Below are 15497 nucleotides of genomic sequence, written 5' to 3'. Positions count from 1 at the left end.
TGTCGCGCGCGGGTGAAGCACTATGCCAGGGCTTGGAGTTGCGGGCCGCGAGGCCCCCTGCGCCGGCATCGTTATTCCTGCAAAAGCGTGGCGAGCGCCCGTTCCTGCACCTCGGGGCGCGGCTCGCGGCCGCAGAGGCGGTCCAGGAAACGCTCCGTTTCGCGGAAATGGTCGCTCCAGCTGGGCATGCGCCACTGGGTCAGGCGCTGCAACTGCGCCTGGCGACGGGCATTGCCCGGCTCGGCCAGGGCGCGCACCGCCCCGGACCAGCCGTGGAAGTCGAGCGGGTGGAAGAATTCCGGCACATGGCCGCCCACCTCCCGCGCCGGCGGAATGTCGGAGGCGATGACGGGCGTGCCACAGGCCAGCGCCTCGGCGACGGGGATGCCATAGCCCTCGGCGAAGCTGGGCGAGAGCAGGGCCGCGGCGCCACGGACCAGCCGTGCCACCTCGGGGTCCGGCAGGCGGCCGCATTCCTCGACCAGCCCGCCGAAATCCACGCGCTCCAGCATGCGGAACACGTCCTCATTGTCCCAGCCGCGGCGGCCGATGATGCGAAGCCGGGGGGTGCCCGGCTGCCCCTCCCGCGCAAATTGCCGCCACATCTGCAGCGCGAGGAGGTGGTTCTTCCGCGGCTCGATGGTGCCGACCATCACGACATAGGGCGCGGCGCGCGGGGTTTCGGGCATGGGGAGGGCGGCGTTCGGCAAATCAAGCCCGAGGCCCACCGCCTGCACCGGCGGCTGGGCGAGCCCCGCCTCGCGCAGGCGGGTATGGAATTGCAGCGCGACATGCCTGGTGGGCGTGATGACCCCGGCCGCGAGGGCGGAGATCACGCGCAGGCGCTGGGCATGTTGAACAGTGGAGTGCGGGCGGCAATACTCGGGAAAGCCGAGCGGGATCAGGTCATGCAGCATGGGCACGAATCGCGCGCCGGCGGCCACCACGCCCGCGATCGCGCCCTCCTTGTGAACCGCCCGGTGCGAGGTGACGAGGAAGACGCTGTCCTTCTTCTGGCCGAGGCGCTGCGCCAGCGCCCAGCGCCCGCCGCCCCAGAGCCGACGCGACAGCGCCGCCGCGGCCATGGCCCGGAACCGCGCGAGCCCGCCCTCCTTGCCCGGCGCGACCACCGCGTCGGCCTCGGTCAGCAGCGAGCGCGCGAAACCGTCCGGCAGGGCCGCGAACCATCCCCAGGGCGACTGCGCGACGAAGGTGACGCGGCTTTCGGGCAGGGCACGCCAATGCCGCGCATGTGCGATCTCGACGCGGTCCACGCCGCTCGGCTGTCCATGCCATGCGAGCCCCAGCAGGCGCGAGATGTCGAGGACGATATGCACGGCTCGATTGTCCCCATTTTTGCAATTTTGGAAAGAGATCGTTTACGCAATGCGTAAGGCGCGGAGCATATTTCAGGGGCTTCGCAAATGAAGGATGACGAAAAAATGAGCATCTGGCGTCAGCCAACCACTATCGAACATATCACTGCCCGAGCCACAGGCACCGTAAACGGCTATCTTGGCATTCGTGTGACCGAAATCGGCCCTGATTACATTCTGGGCGAAATACCTGTCGATGAACGACACGTTCAGCCCTTCGGCATGATCCATGGCGGCGTCTCGGTGGTGCTGGCGGAGACACTGGGCAGCCTGGCCTCCCTGATGGCCTGCGAGCCTGGTTTCATCGCCGTCGGGCTTGAAGTCAACGCCAATCATCTTCGCCCTGTTCCGAAAGGAGATGTGGTCCGTGGTCGCTGTACTCCCGTCCGGATCGGACGCAGTGTGCATGTGTGGAACATCGAGCTGCGGCGCGGCGACGGGCATCTTTCTTGCGTGTCCCGTCTGACCACTTCCATCATAGAGGCACGCACCGAATGACACGACCCAAGATTGCGCTGATCGGCACGGGCGGCACCATCTCTTCCCTCGGGGAAGATCCTTTCGACATCATTGATTACGGGCGGCACGGGCGCATCATGAATGCGCAGCAGTTGCTCGATTATTGGCCACAAATCGCGCAGGTCGCGGATGTGCGCCCGGTGAAATTCTCCGCCCTGCCCTCCACCGCCATCGGGCCGGTGCAATGGCTGGAGCTGGTGCGGGCCTGCCACCAGGCGGTGGCGGACATGCCGGAGCTGGACGGCATCGTGGTGACCCATGGCACGGCCTCGCTCGAGGAGACGGCGTATTTCCTCTCGCTGACCGTGAAGCTGGACATTCCGGTGGTGGTGGTGGGGGCGCAGCGGCCTTCCTCCGGCCTCTCCTCCGATGCGGGGATGAACCTCGCCAATGCCTGCCGCGTGGCGGGTGATCCAGGCGCGCGGGGCCTCGGTGCGCTGGTGCTGCTGAATGACGAGATCCATGCGGCGCGCGAGGTGACCAAGACCAGCACCAGCCGGCTGCAGACCTTCCGCAGCCCGGATTTCGGCTGCCTGGGCCATGCCGACGCCGACAAGATCGCCTGGTATCGCCGCCCGCTGCGGCCGGTGGGCAAGGCCACCGAATTCGACGTGGCGGGGCGGGAAAGCCTGCCGCGGGTGGACATCGTCTATTGCTATGGCGGCGCCGATGGCGCGGCGGTGGACGCCTTCGTGGCGGCGGGGGCGGAGGGGCTGGTCTCGGCCGGCTTCGCGCCTTCCTTCGTGACGCCCGAGATGGCCGAGGCCTTCACCCGCGTCATGGCCGGCGGCGTGGCGGTGGCGGCCAGCACGCGGGCGGGGTCGGGGCGGATGTTCTACACCACCCGCATGCGCGAGCCGGGCTTCGTGAACGCTGACAACCTCAACCCGCAGAAGGCGCGCATCCTGTTGATGCTGGGGCTGACGGTGACGAAGGATGTGGCGGGGCTGAACGCGATCTTCGAAAAGTATTAGCCGAGCCTGGAATACCCCGCGCGCCAGGCCTCCGGCATGGGCGCGGGGCGGCGCGTCTCGCGGTCGATGAACACGATCACGCTTTCGGCCGTGGCGAAGCAGGTCTCATCCTTGAACAGCCCCTGCGCGATGGTGATGGAGGAATTCCCCACCCGCGCGATGGCGCTGCCGATGCGCACCTGGCCGGGATAGAAGATCTCGGCCAGGTATTCGATGGACACCTTCCGCAAGGCCGACGCCATGCCGCGTTCGTGCGGCAGGCCGGAAACGGCGCAGATGATGTCGCCGCGCCCGGCCTCGCACAACGCCGCGATGGAGGCGTTGTTCACATGCCCGTTGAAGTCGGTGTCCTGGATGCGGAGCTTTTCTTCCGTCCAGAAGGGATATTCGCTCCGCATGCCGGTCAGAACGCGCTCAGCCCGCCATTGCGGATGGTCACCTGGCTGGCGGCGCAGATGTTCACGCCCCGCAGCTCCGCCGCGCGGCCATTCACCCACACCACGCGGAAGTCGTAGCGGGTGGCGTTGGCGGCCTGGTAGTTCACGAAGCGGCCGGGCGGCAGCATGGAGCTGCCCAGTTGGTCACGCCCCCAGGCATTGATGGCCGACGGGCTGAAATACAGTTCGCGCACCGTCAGGCCCGACTGGTTGGCGATGCGGAAGCGCGTGTCACAGCCGGGGGCGGGCCGAAAGGGCACCACCTGTTGCTGCACCGGTGCCACATAGACGGGCTGGACCACGGTGGGCCCCTGCTGCGGCACGCAGGCCGCGAGCAGGGTGGAGGCGGCGAGAACCCCGGCGGCGATGAGCTGCTTCATGGTCGTTTCCTACCCGATGACGCCGTCATGTTACCCAGGATTCCCTTACTGGAAAGCTAGGGTAACGTCTGGCATCGCCAGCCGCCCCCGCGCCTTCAGGCGCGGCCAGCGGCCCCCCGCGCCGTCAGGCGCGGCCAGCGGCCCCCCGCGCCGTCAGGCGCGGCCAGCGGCCTTGTCCGCCTCGTAGCGCGCCTTGTTCTCGGCATTGGCCGGGTAGAGGCCGGGCAGGGCCATGCCCGCATCCACCTGCTTCATGATCCAGCCTTCCAGGCGCTCCTGCTCGATCGCCTCGGTGGTCACGGCGTCCACGATGTCGGCCGGGATCAGCACGCAGCCATCGGCATCGGCCACGATGATGTCACCGGGGAACACGGCCACGCCGCCGCAGCCGATGGGCTCCTGCCAAGCCACGAAGGTGAGGCTGGCGACGGAGGGCGGGGCCGCGCCGCCGGCGCACCACACGGGCAGGCCGGTGGAGTTCACGCCCGCCACGTCACGCACCGCGCCGTCGGTCACCAGGGCGGTGACGCCGCGCTTGGCCAGCCGCGCGCAGAGGATGTCCCCGAAGATGCCGGCATCCGTGACGCCCATGGCGTCGGCCACCGCGATCACGCCCTCGGGCATCGCCTCGATGGCGGCGCGGGTGGAGATGGGGTTGGACCAGGAGGCGGGGGTGGCCAGGTCCTCGCGCGCGGGGACGAAGCGCAGCGTGAAGGCCTCGCCCACCAGGCGCTTGCCTTGCGCGGCCGGGGTGAAGGGCGCGGCGCCGCGCATCCAGACGGAGCGCAGCCCCTTCTTCAGCAGCACGGTGGTCAGCGTCGCGGTGGTGATCTTCTCCAGCGCGGACTTGGTCTCGGGCGAAAGCGGCATGGGGCGGGCTCCGGTGCGAATTCGCGCCGGTTTTCCGCCCGCCCGGCCGCTGCGTCAATCAGGCGGTCTTTTCCACCACGAGGCCCAGCTCCTCGATCATGCGTTCGCGCATCAGGAATTTCTGCACCTTGCCGGTGACGGTCATCGGGAATTCCTCAACGAACTTCACGTAGCGGGGAATCTTGTAGTGGGCGATCTGGCCCTGGCAGTAGGCGCGGATCTCTTCCGCCGTCGCGCTCTCGCCGGGCTTGAGGCGGATCCAGGCGCAGAGCTCCTCGCCGAACTTGGTGTCGGGCACGCCCACCACCTGCACCTCGGCCACCTTGGGGTGGCGGAAGAGGAATTCCTCCACCTCGCGCGGGTAGATATTCTCGCCGCCGCGGATGACGAGGTCCTTGATGCGGCCGACGATGTTGCAGAAGCCCTCCTCGTCGATCACGGCCAGGTCCCCGGTGTGCATCCAGCGCGCGGCGTCGATCGCTTCCGCCGTACGCTCGGGGTCGCCCCAATAGCCCTGCATCACCGAATAGCCGCGGGTGCAGAGTTCGCCCGGCGTGCCGCGCGGCACGATGCGGCCCTCCGCGTCCACGATCTTCACCTCCACATGCGGGTGGATGCGGCCGACGGTGGAGACGCGGCGCTCGATGCTGTCCGTCGTGCTGGACTGGAAGCTGACGGGGCTGGTCTCGGTCATGCCATAGGCGATGGTGACCTCGCGCATGTGCATGTCGTTGATGGCGCGGCGCATCACCTCAATGGGGCAGGGCGAGCCCGCCATGATGCCGGTGCGCAGCGTCGTCAGGTCGAACTTGGCGAAGTCCGGGTGGTTGAGCTGCGCGATGAACATGGTGGGCACGCCGTAGAGGGCGGTGCAGCGTTCCGCCTGCACGGCCTCCAGCGTGGCCAGCGGGTCGAAGCCCTCGCCGGGATAGACGATGGCGGCGCCATGCGTGGTGCAGGCGAGGTTGCCCAGCACCATGCCGAAGCAGTGGTAGAGCGGCACCGGGATGCACACCACGTCCTGCTCGGTGAAGCGCTGCGCCTCGCCGATGAAGAAGCCGTTGTTCAGGATGTTGTGGTGCGTCAGCGTGGCGCCCTTCGGCGCGCCGGTGGTGCCGGAGGTGAATTGGATGTTGATGGGGTCGTCGCATTGCAGCGTGGCCGAGACCTCATGCAGATGCGCGCGGGCGGCGTCGCTGGCCGGCTCCATCAGCGCGGAGAAATTCAGGTAGCCCTTGTGGGTCTCGGCGCCGATCTGGATGCGGTGGCGCAGCAGGGGCAGTTTCTCCGCCCCCAGCACCTCCAGCATGGTGACGTATTCGGAGGTCTTGAAGCGCGTGGCCGTGATGATGGCGGCGCAACCCGCCTTGTTCAGCGCGTATTCGACTTCCGTCAGCCGATAGGCCGGGTTGATGTTCACCAGGATCAGCCCCGCCAGCGCGGTGGCGTATTGCGTCAGGGCCCATTCGCTGTTGTTGGGCGACCAGATGCCGATGCGGTCGCCGGGCTTGAGGCCGAGTGCCAGCAGGTTGGCGGCCACATCCTCGGCGCGGCGCAGCATTTCCCCATAGGTCCAGCGCACGCCCTGGTGGCGAACGATGAGGGCCGGGCGGTCGGCGAATTGCCGCGCCGCGCGGGTGAAATGCGTGCCGATCGTCTCGCCGAACAGGGGCGTGGACGAGGCGCCATGGACGTAGCTGTCGGCCATTCGGCCCTCCCTGGGATTTGATGCGATTCTACAGGGATTCTTGGGCCCGCGCGATGAGTCGTTCCAGCGGTTCGGCCACGTCCAGCACCAGGGGGTTTTCCTCGGCGCCCGGGGGTTCGAGGGTGGCGAACTGGCTGGCCATCAGGCTGGCCGGCATGAAATGGCCGGGGCGGGCCGATTGCCGGGCGGCGATGAGCGCCGGCGCGCCTTCAAGGTAGATCAGGCGCAGGCTCGGCGCGGCCTGGCGCAGCCGGTCGCGATAGGCGCGCTTGAGCGCCGAGCACGCCACCACGCCGGGTTGCGCCGCCAGCCAGGCGCCCAACGCGTCGAGCCAGGGCCAGCGGTCCTCGTCGGTCAGCGGCGTGCCGGCCTTCATCTTCGCGATGTTGGCGGGCGGGTGGAAGGCGTCCGCATCGGCGAAGGGGAGGGACAGCGCCTCGGCGAGCGCGGCGCCGAAGCTGGATTTTCCCGAGCCGGAGACGCCCATCACCAGCAGCCGACGAGTCATGGCTTGGGCGGCTCAAGATGCCCCCCGAAGCCCTTCCGCATCGCGCTCAGCGCCTTGTCGGCGAAATTCTCCTCGCCCCGGCTGCGGAAGCGGGCGAAGAGGCTGGCGGCCAGCACGGGCACGGGCACGCCGTTCTCCACGGCCGTGTCCACCGTCCAGCGCCCCTCGCCGCTGTCGCCCACACGGCCGGAATAGGTGGACAGGTCCGGGTCCTGCGCCAGGGCCTGGGCCGTCAGGTCCAGCAGCCAGGAGGCCACGACGCTGCCGCGGCGCCAGGCCTCGGTCACGTCCTCGAGGGCAAAGTCCAGGGGCGCGGGGGCGCGGCGCAGCAGGTCCAGCCCCTCGGCCATGGCCTGCATCATCCCGTATTCGATCCCGTTATGGACCATCTTGGCGTAGTGCCCCGCGCCGTTGGGGCCGCAATGCACATAGCCGCGCGGCGGGCGCGGGTCTCCGGCGCGGCCGGGCGTCGGGGATGCGGCGGCCTCGCCGGGGGCGAGGGCGACGAAGAGGGGGTCGAGCCGCGCCACCACCTCCGCTTCGCCGCCGATCATTAGGCAATAGCCGCGCTCCAGCCCCCAGACGCCGCCGGAGGTGCCGATGTCGAGGTAGTGCAGCCCATGCGCGCGCGCCTCGGCCGCGCGGCGGGCGCTGTCCTTCCAGAAGGAGTTGCCGCCCTCGATCACCACGTCGCCGGGCGAGAGCAGGCTGTGGAGTTCGCGCAGCGCGGCCTCCGTGGGCTCGCCCGCGGGCAGCATCACCCAGACGAGGCGCGGGGCGGGCAGGGCCGCCACCAGCGCGGCCAGGCTGTCCGCACCCTCGGCGCCCTCCGCCACCACCGCCGCCACCGCCGCCGCGTCGCGGTCGAAGCCCGCGCCCGGGATGCCCGCGCGCATGGCCCGCCGCAGCAGGTTGGCCCCCATCCGTCCCAAACCGACCATTCCCAGGCGCATCGCGCTTCCCCCGCCGTTCTCCGCATGATGTGATGCCGGCAAAGAGGAGGAAAGCCAATGCGCGCATTGCCCGCCCAAGGCCAGGACTGGCCCGCCCTGAAGCAGGCCCTGCAGGAGGCGAAGTCCCGCGACTATTCCTGGCGGCGCGGCCGGCTGGCGGTGTTCTTCTATTACCTGGACGAGGCGCTGGAGCGCCTCCAGCAGGAGGCCTACATGACCTTCTGGACCGAGAACAATCTCGGCCAGCGGGCCTTCCCCTCCCTCGCGAAGCTGGAGGGCGAGGTGGTGGAGATGGCGCTCTCCCTCATGCACGCGCCCGAGGGGGCGGCGGGCAGCTTCACCTCCGGCGGCAGCGAGAGCATTTTTCTCGCATTGCTGGCGGCGCGGGAGCGCGCGGGGAAATCCAACCCCAACATCGTGATCCCGGACACGGCGCACCTCACCTTCGACCGCGCCGCCTGGTATCTCGGCATAGAGGTGCGCCGCGTGGCGGTGGACCGCGAACGCCGCAGCGACGTGATGGCGATGGCGGCGGCGGTGGACTACGACACCATCGCGCTGGTCGGTTCCGCGCCCAACTACCCCTTCGGCGGGATTGATCGCATCGAGGCGCTGGGTCAACTCGCGCAACAGCATGATCTCTGGCTGCATGTGGATGCCTGCGTGGGCGGCTTCCTCAACCCCTTCCTGTCGAAGCTGGGCGCGGATGTGCCGGCATGGGACTTCTCGGTGCCCGGCGTCACCTCCATCAGCGCGGACATCCACAAGCACGGCATGGCGCCCAAGGGCGCCTCGCTGCTGCTGGTGCGCGACGCCGCGCTGCGTCAGCACCACCGCTTCGAGAGCAGCGCCTGGGCGCGCGGCACCTATGCCGCCTACACCGCGCAGGGCACGCGGCCTGGCGGCGCGGTGGCGGCGGCCTGGGCGGTGATGATGCATCTGGGCGAGGCCGGCTACCTCGACTGCGCGCGGCGCATCATGGACGCGCGCGCCACCATCGCCGCCGGCGTGGCCGCCATTCCGGGGCTGGAGGTGCTGCCGGGCAATCACGCCATCATCGTCTATCGCAGCACGGACAAGGCGCTGGCCATCGGCCGCATCGCGACGGCGATGGATGGGCGCGGCTGGCTGGTGTCGCGCCAGGCGGAGCCGGATGGCATCCACCTCCACCTCAACCCGCTGCACGCGGAGGTGGCGGAGGAATACCTCGCCGACCTGCGCGCCGCCGTGGCCGAGGCGCGGGAGGGGGCGGCGCCGGAGATGGCCGCTGGGCGCGCCTATTGAAGCTGGACGTCCTCGTCATCGGGGGCGGGCAGGCGGGGCTGGCGGCGGGGTATTTCCTCCGCCGCACCGCTCTTTCCTTCGAGATCTGGGATGAGGGCGAAACACCAGGCGGCGCCTGGCCGCGCGCCTGGGATTCGCTGACGCTGTTCTCGCCTGCCGCGCATTCCTCCCTGCCCGGTTGGCCCATGCCGGCGCCGGAGGGCGGCGGCTATCCGCCGCGCGATGCGGTGGTGGCGTATCTCGCGGCCTATGAGGCGCGCTATTCCCTTCCAGTGCGCCGCCCGCGCCGCGTGACGGCGGTGCGCGCCGGCACGGAGGCGCTGGTGGTGGAGGCCGAGGGCGCCACGGCCCAGGCCCGTCACGTCATCAGCGCCACCGGCACCTGGGCCGCGCCCTTCATCCCCGACCTGCCCGGCCGCGCGGAATTCCGTGGCGTGCAGCTCCATTCCGCCCATTACCGCCGGCCGGAGCCCTTCGCCGGGCAATCCGTGCTGGTGGTGGGCGGCGGCAATTCCGGCGCGCAGATCCTGGCCGAGGTCTCGCGCCACGCCGCAAGCTGCACCTGGATCACGGAGCGCGACCCCGTCTTCCTGCCCGATGACGTGGACGGACGCGTGCTGTTCGAACGCGCCACCGCCCGCTGGCAGGCCGAGCGCGAGGGCAAGCCACCGCCGCCGCAGCTGGGCGGCCTGGGCAACATCGTGGCCGTGCCGCCGGTGCGCGAGGCGCGGGCGCGCGGCGTGCTGGTCTCGCGCCCGCCCTTCGCGCGGCTGGAGGCGGAGGCGGCGGTATGGCCCGATGGCACGCGCATCCCGGCCGACGCCATCATCTGGTGCACCGGCTTCCGCCCCGCCCTGTCGCACGTGGTGCCGCTGGGCGTGGTCGAGGCGGATGGGCTGGTGCGGGTGGACGCGGAAGGGCGCAGCCTTGCGGAACCCCGCCTCTGGCTGCTGGGCTATGGCGACTGGACGGGCATGGCCTCCGCCACGCTGGCCGGTGTCACGCGCGCGGCGCGGGCGGTGGCGCGTGGGATCGCGGGGTGATGTCATGCGCCGGGCATGCGCCTGTCATCGCCGCGTCATGCGAGGTGCCTAGACATCCGGAGGAATTCTCGTGAAGGGCCAGCCATGACCGACATCGCCAGCGACATCCAGCGCCTGCTCGAACACAACGCCAATGGCGCCTATGGCCTCAGCGGCGTGAACCAGCAGCAGCACGCCCTCCAGGCCGCCTGGCTGGCCGAGCGCGAGGGCCAGCCCGAGGCGCTGGTCGTCGCCGCCCTGCTGCACGACATCGGCCACATGGTGCATCATCTGGGCGAGAACCCCGCCGAACGCGGCATTGACGACCGGCATGAGGAGGTGGGGCAGGAATTCCTCGCCGCGCATTTCGGGCCGGAGGTGACGGAGCCGGTGCGGCTGCACGTCGCCGCCAAGCGCTATCTCTGCGCCAAGGAGGCGGATTACTTCGCCAAGCTCGCCCCCGACAGCGTCCGCAGCCTGGAATTGCAGGGCGGCCCGATGTCGGCCGAGGAGGTCGCGGCATTCGAGGCCCTGCCGCAATATGCCGAGGCCGTGCAGCTGCGCCGCTATGACGAACAGGCGAAGGTGAAGGGGCTGGAAACGCCGCCCGTGGCGCATTTCATGCCGGCGGTGCGGCGCTGCCTGCGCGGGTAATTTTTCTTCAGCTTTGCGCGCGCATGCTGCGCGGATGCGCGCGCTTCTCCTGCTGCTTCTCGCCACCCCGGCCTTCGCCCAGCCCGTCTGTGACGCGGCGCGGCTTGGCACCGTCTCCTGCCAGGCCGGGCGCATGTGCGAGTGCCGCTTCGAACGCGGCGGCAGCCTGACGGGGCTGCCGGATGGCTACCGCTGGGATTGCGGCACGCTGCGCCCCAGCTGCCCCAGCCAGGAACTCCGCCCGCAAAGCCCCTGGCCGCCCTACATGCCCCCGCCGCAAATCCTGCTGGAGCGGCAGATCAATCCGCCGCGCCCGCGTTATTGAGGCGCAAGGTTCACCGCCCGGGCCGCAGCCGCTTCTCCGCCTCCACCACCAGCAGCAGGACGACACCCATCCCCAGCACGATGGCGCCCTCGCGCCAGCCCAGCGGCGCCGTCTCGAACAGCAGCTGGAAGGGCGGCAGATAGGTCAGCGCCAGCTGGGCGGTGATGGCCGTGGCCAGGCCGGCCAGCACGGCCGGCGTGCCCAGCACCCCCTCCCAGGTCAGCGAACTGCCATGCACGTAGCGGACGCTGAACAGGTAGGCGATCTGCATGACCACGATGCCGTTCACCACCATGGTGCGCGCCACCTCCAGCGGCAGCCCCTGCGCCTTGGCCCAGAAGAAGACGCCGAAGGCCCCGCCCGCCATCAGCAGCGCGGTGAAGGCGATGCGCCACACGAGATCGCCCGTCAGCAGGGGTTCGCCGCGCGGGCGGGGCGGGCGGCGCATGGTGCCCGGCTCGGTCGGCTCGAAGGCCAGCGGCGTGCCGAGCGCCACGGCGCAGACCATGTTCACCCACAGGATCTGCACGGGGGTGATGGGCAGCGTCATCCCCACCGCGATGGCGGCGAGGATGGTCATGGCCTGGCCGCCATTGGTGGGCAGCGTCCAGCGGATCACCTTGCGGATGTTGTCATAGACGGTGCGCCCCTCGCGCACCGCCGCCACGATGGAGGCGAAATTGTCATCGGCCAGCACCATGTCGGCGGCCTGCTTGGCGGCCTCGGTGCCCTTGGCGCCCATGGCGACGCCCACATCGGCGCGCTTCAGCGCCGGCGCGTCATTCACGCCATCGCCCGTCATGGCCACCGTCAGCCCCTCGGCCTGGAGCGCGGTGACGAGGCGCAATTTGTGCTCCGGCGTGGTGCGGGCGAAGACCGTGGCGCGGGAGGCGGCCTCGCGCAGGGCGGATTCGTCCAGCGCGTCCAGCTCCTGGCCGGTCATGGCCACGGGGTCTTCCGCCAAGCCCAGCTGCCGGGCGATCTCGCGCGCCGTCGCGGCATGGTCGCCCGTGATCATCACCACGCGGATGCCGGCGGCGCGGGCGTCGCGCACCGCCTCCAGCGCCTCGGGGCGGGGCGGATCTATGAAGCCCACCAGGCCCAGCAGGCGCGCCCCGCCGGGCAGGGCGTCGGGCGCGGGCAGCCCGCCCGAGGGGACGTGCAGGGCGGCGAAGGCCAGCACGCGCTGGCCCCGCGCGGCCAGGGCTTCGGCGCGGGCGTGCCAGTCGGTGCCGTCTGGCGCGCAGAGATCCAGCACCCGTTCCGGCGCGCCTTTCAGATAGGCCACATCCGCGCCCTCATGCAGCGTCGCCATGAAGCGGTGGGCGCTGTCGAAGGGGATTTCGTCGAGGCGGGGGCGGACGGCGCGCTCGGGCTCCGGGTCCAGCCCGGCGCGATGGGCCAGGGCCAGCAGCGCGCCCTCCATCGGGTCGCCCTCCACGCGCCAGGCGCCGTCCACCTCGCGCAGCTCCGCGTCGTTGCAGAGCAGCCCGGCGCGGACCAGTTCCAGCAAATCCGGATGGTCGGCGGCCAGCACCGGCGCCGTGCCCTTCGTGACCTCGCCCGTGGGGGCGTAGCCGGTGCCGGCGGCCGTGTATTCGCCGCTCGGCGTGAGCAGGCTGGTCGCCACCATCTCGTTGCGCGTCAGCGTGCCGGTCTTGTCGGTGCAGATGACGGCGACGGCGCCCAGCGTCTCCACCGCCGGCAATTGGCGGATGATGGCCTGGCGCCCCGCCATGCGCCGCACGCCGAGCGCCAGCGTGATGGTGAGCATGGCCGGCAGGCCTTCCGGGATGGCGGCCACGGCCATGCCCACCACGGCCATGAAGCTCTCGTCCAGCGTCTGCGCGCGCACCAGCATGGCGAAGGCCAGCAGCGCCGCCGATAGCGCCAGGATCGCCGCCGTCACCTGGCGGGCGAAGCGCGACATCTGCCGCAGCAGCGGCGTCTGCAGCGTGTCCACCTGGCCCAGCAGCGCGCTGATGCGGCCGAGCTCCGTGCCCGATCCCGTGGCGACGACGACACCCATGCCCGCCCCGGCCGCGACCAGCGTGCCGGACCAGGCCATGCAGTTGCGCTCGGCCAGGGGTGTCTCGGGGGCGAGGGGCGCCACATCCTTGTCCACCGGCACGGATTCGCCGGTCAGCGCGGCCTCGTCCAGGCGCAGGCTTTTCGCGCGCAGCAGGCGCAGGTCGGCCGGCACGCGGTCTCCGGCCTCCAGCAGCACCAGATCGCCGGGGACGATTTCGGCCGCGGGCACGCGCTGGCGCGCGCCGTCGCGCAGCACGAGCGCGGTGGGGTCTATCATGCGGCGGATGGCGTCCAGCGCGCGGGCGGCCTTGCCCTCCTGCACGAAGCCGATGGTGGCGTTGATCAGCACCACGCCCAGGATCACCGCCGCGTCCAGCAGATGGCCCAGCACCAGCGCCAGCACGGCCGCGCCCAGCAGCACATAGATCAGCGCGTCATGGAATTGCAGGGCGAAGCGCAGCAGCGGGCCGCGCCCCGGCGCCTCGGGCAAGGTGTTGGGGCCGTGGCGCGACAGGCGCTCGGCCGCCTCCTGCGCGGCCAGGCCCTGGCGGGTGGTGGCCTGGGCGCGCAGCGCCGCATCTGGCGTCAGGGCATGGGGAGGCGTGGCGTTTTCTTCCGGCATGGCAATCCCTTAGCCGGGCAGGGTTCAGGCGCCGTTGCGGCAGGTCAAGGCCGTAGAGCGGGATGCGTTGAGGGGGAATCACCGAAAACGCTGAATCCCGCTCTCAACAAAGGTTGGAGCAGGCTGCGTGAACGCAGCATGCTCTGGAGCGGGATGCGTTGAGGTGGCATCACCGAAAACGCTGAATCCCGCTCTCAACAAAGGTTGGAGCAGGCTGCGTGAACGCATGTGAACGCAGCATGCTCTAGGCCGGCAGGGCGGCCTGTGACACCACCCGCTCGATGGCCGCGAAGTGCGAGATGACGCCGCGGCGGTCGCGCAGCGGCACGATCCGCATCTCCACCCAATAGGGCGCGCCATCCCGCGCGTAGTTCAGCACCGTGGCGCGGGCGACGAGGCCGGCGTGCAGGTCCTCGGTCACGCGGCGCAGCACGTCGTGGTCGGTGCCGGGGCCTTGCAGCAGGCGGGGCGAGCGGCCCAGCACCTCCTCCGCCGGGTAGCCGGTCAGTTCGGTGAAGGCAGGGTTTACATAGACGATGGTGGGGCCGGGCGTGTCGAGGTCGGCCGCCGTCACCAGGATGATGTCCTGCGTGGCGGCCACCACCTGCTCCAGCGGGAAGCCGGCCTGGGCGAGCACGCGGGGCACGGGCGCGGGCGGGACGGACGGCGTGGGCGGAGGCGGCGCGGCCTCGCGCGCCATGGGCATGGTGAGGCGCAGGCCCGGCGGCGCGCCCTCGTGCCCGCGCTGGATGAAGAGCTGCCCGCCATGGCCGCGCAGCAATTCCCCGGCGGCGGCAACGGAAAGCCCCACGCCTTCCAGCCCACGGGCATGGCTGTCGCGGTCGGCGCCGGCGAAGGGGTTGTCCAGCTCGGCCAGCAGGTCGGGCGCCAAGGTCAGGCCGGGGCAGGCGACATGGATGAAGGCGATGCCTTCCTCCGCCGCCGCGCCCCACTCCAGCGTCACCTGGCCGCCATCGGGCATGTGGCGCAGCACCTCGCGCAGAACGCCCAGCAGCGCCTGGCGCGCGGCGGCGGGGTCGAGGGCGGCCGGTGCCGCGCCGGGGGCGCCCTGGAGGGTCAGGCCCACGCCGCGCCGCGCGAAGGCGGGCTGCACCGTGCTGGCCACATCGGAGACGGTCTTGCCCAGCAGGGTGGAGCGGCGGGGCGGCTGGGGGCGCGCGGCGGCGACGGAGGCCTGGGCGAAGCCGATCGCGTCATCCACCAGGCCCAGCAATTGCTGGGCGGCGGTGCGGATGTCGTCAATCCAGCCCAGTTCCTCGGCGCCGAGGGGCATCTCCTCCGCGGCCACCGCGGCCAGAAGATCCGTCAGGCCCATGATGCCGTGGATGGGTGTGCGCAGCTCATGGCTCATGGCGGAGAGGAAGCGTGTCTTGGCCACGGCGGCCACGCGGGCGCGGGCCTCGGCCTGGCGCTGGGCGGAGGTGTCGAGCAGCAGCACCACCGCGCCAAGCAGGCTGCCCGCCGCGTCATGGAAGGGGCTGGCATGGGCCGAAAGGGGCACCCGCGCGCCATCCCGCCGACGGGCGATGATGTCCACGCCGCGGATCGGCTGGCCCTCGGCCAGGGCGCGAGCCACGGGGTATTGCGCGGGGGCGAGGAGCTGGCCATCGGCGGCGAAGACGGCATCGCTGCCGCACCAGCGCGTGGTGCGAAGCGGCGGCGACCAGCCCCAGAGCTCCGCCGCCGCCGGGTTGTAGGCGGTGAGCCAGCCCTCGCTGTCCGTGGCGAAGAGCGGCTGCCCGATGGCGCCGAGGATGCGTGCCATGTGCGGTGCCAGGGCCTGGTCGAAGCTGGACATCGCAGCGGCATCACC

15 protein-coding genes are annotated in these 15497 nt (G+C 70.8%); 6 read left to right on the top strand and 9 right to left on the bottom strand.

Going from position 1 to position 15497, the window contains the following annotated elements:
* Positions 1 to 71: 71 nt before the first annotated feature.
* Complete coding sequence (locus ICW72_RS12710) at positions 72 to 1337, bottom strand: glycosyltransferase family 4 protein (RefSeq protein WP_191083047.1); 1266 nt, start codon at positions 1335 to 1337, stop codon at positions 72 to 74.
* Between the two features lie 87 nt (positions 1338 to 1424).
* Between ICW72_RS12710 and ICW72_RS12705 the strand changes: the two genes are divergently transcribed.
* Both ICW72_RS12705 and ICW72_RS12700 read left to right on the top strand, forming a co-directional pair.
* Positions 1425 to 1874: a PaaI family thioesterase gene (locus ICW72_RS12705; RefSeq protein WP_223880567.1), complete on the top strand. Its 450-nt coding sequence runs from the start codon at positions 1425 to 1427 to the stop codon at positions 1872 to 1874.
* On the top strand, positions 1871 to 2869 hold the full coding sequence (locus ICW72_RS12700; protein WP_191083046.1) for an asparaginase: 999 nt from the start codon (positions 1871 to 1873) through the stop codon (positions 2867 to 2869). The genes ICW72_RS12705 and ICW72_RS12700 overlap by 4 nt, the downstream gene beginning before the upstream one ends.
* Here ICW72_RS12700 and ICW72_RS12695 read toward each other — a convergent pair.
* The 6 genes from ICW72_RS12695 to gnd form a co-directional block, all read right to left on the bottom strand.
* On the bottom strand, positions 2866 to 3267 hold the full coding sequence (locus ICW72_RS12695) for an acyl-CoA thioesterase (RefSeq protein WP_191083045.1): 402 nt from the start codon (positions 3265 to 3267) through the stop codon (positions 2866 to 2868). The two genes, ICW72_RS12700 and ICW72_RS12695, sit on opposite strands and share 4 nt — an antisense overlap.
* Positions 3268 to 3272: 5 nt before the next feature.
* Positions 3273 to 3686 carry a hypothetical protein gene (locus tag ICW72_RS12690; protein ID WP_191083044.1) on the bottom strand — a complete coding sequence of 138 codons (414 nt, stop codon included), beginning with the start codon at positions 3684 to 3686 and terminating at the stop codon, positions 3273 to 3275.
* Positions 3687 to 3839: 153 nt separating this feature from the next.
* Positions 3840 to 4556: a ribonuclease activity regulator RraA gene (locus ICW72_RS12685; protein ID WP_191083043.1), complete on the bottom strand. Its 717-nt coding sequence runs from the start codon at positions 4554 to 4556 to the stop codon at positions 3840 to 3842.
* 58 nt (positions 4557 to 4614) lie between these two features.
* The gene (locus tag ICW72_RS12680; protein WP_191083042.1) at positions 4615 to 6264 is read right to left on the bottom strand and encodes an AMP-binding protein; all 1650 of its coding nucleotides are present in this window, start codon (positions 6262 to 6264) and stop codon (positions 4615 to 4617) included.
* 28 nt (positions 6265 to 6292) lie between these two features.
* Positions 6293 to 6772, bottom strand: coding sequence for a gluconokinase (locus ICW72_RS12675; RefSeq protein WP_191083041.1), 480 nt, complete (start codon positions 6770 to 6772; stop codon positions 6293 to 6295).
* Entirely contained in the window at positions 6769 to 7725 is a 957-nt protein-coding gene (gnd, locus tag ICW72_RS12670) for a phosphogluconate dehydrogenase (NAD(+)-dependent, decarboxylating) (RefSeq protein WP_191083040.1), read from the bottom strand. The genes ICW72_RS12675 and gnd overlap by 4 nt, the downstream gene beginning before the upstream one ends.
* A 57-nt stretch (positions 7726 to 7782) precedes the next feature.
* On the opposite strand from gnd, the gene ICW72_RS12665 reads away from it, so the two are divergent.
* The 4 genes from ICW72_RS12665 to ICW72_RS12650 all read left to right on the top strand — a co-directional run bounded on the left by ICW72_RS12665 (position 7783) and on the right by ICW72_RS12650 (position 11010).
* Positions 7783 to 9009, top strand: a complete 1227-nt coding sequence (locus ICW72_RS12665; RefSeq protein ID WP_191083039.1) for a pyridoxal phosphate-dependent decarboxylase family protein — start codon at positions 7783 to 7785, stop codon at positions 9007 to 9009.
* A complete protein-coding gene (locus tag ICW72_RS12660) occupies positions 9006 to 10052 on the top strand; it encodes an ArsO family NAD(P)H-dependent flavin-containing monooxygenase (protein WP_191083038.1) in 1047 nt (348 codons plus the stop codon). The genes ICW72_RS12665 and ICW72_RS12660 overlap by 4 nt, the downstream gene beginning before the upstream one ends.
* A gap of 84 nt (positions 10053 to 10136) precedes the next feature.
* On the top strand, positions 10137 to 10685 hold the full coding sequence (locus tag ICW72_RS12655) for a phosphonate degradation HD-domain oxygenase (protein ID WP_191083037.1): 549 nt from the start codon (positions 10137 to 10139) through the stop codon (positions 10683 to 10685).
* A 34-nt stretch (positions 10686 to 10719) separates the two neighbouring features.
* Positions 10720 to 11010 (top strand): hypothetical protein, encoded by a 291-nt coding sequence (locus ICW72_RS12650; RefSeq protein ID WP_191083036.1) that lies wholly within the window; start codon positions 10720 to 10722, stop codon positions 11008 to 11010.
* 10 nt (positions 11011 to 11020) lie between these two features.
* Here the strand turns inward: ICW72_RS12650 and ICW72_RS12645 are convergent, their stop codons facing one another.
* On the bottom strand, positions 11021 to 13663 hold the full coding sequence (locus ICW72_RS12645) for an HAD-IC family P-type ATPase (protein WP_191083035.1): 2643 nt from the start codon (positions 13661 to 13663) through the stop codon (positions 11021 to 11023).
* 244 nt (positions 13664 to 13907) lie between these two features.
* The gene (locus ICW72_RS12640; protein WP_191083034.1) at positions 13908 to 15482 is read right to left on the bottom strand and encodes a PAS domain-containing sensor histidine kinase; all 1575 of its coding nucleotides are present in this window, start codon (positions 15480 to 15482) and stop codon (positions 13908 to 13910) included.
* Between the last annotated feature and the right edge of the window lie 15 nt (positions 15483 to 15497).

The sequence above is a fragment of the Roseococcus microcysteis genome, from assembly GCF_014764365.1.
In the GTDB taxonomy this organism is placed as follows: Bacteria; Pseudomonadota; Alphaproteobacteria; order Acetobacterales; family Acetobacteraceae; genus Roseococcus; species Roseococcus microcysteis.
This window is presented reverse-complemented; position numbering and strand designations above follow the sequence as displayed.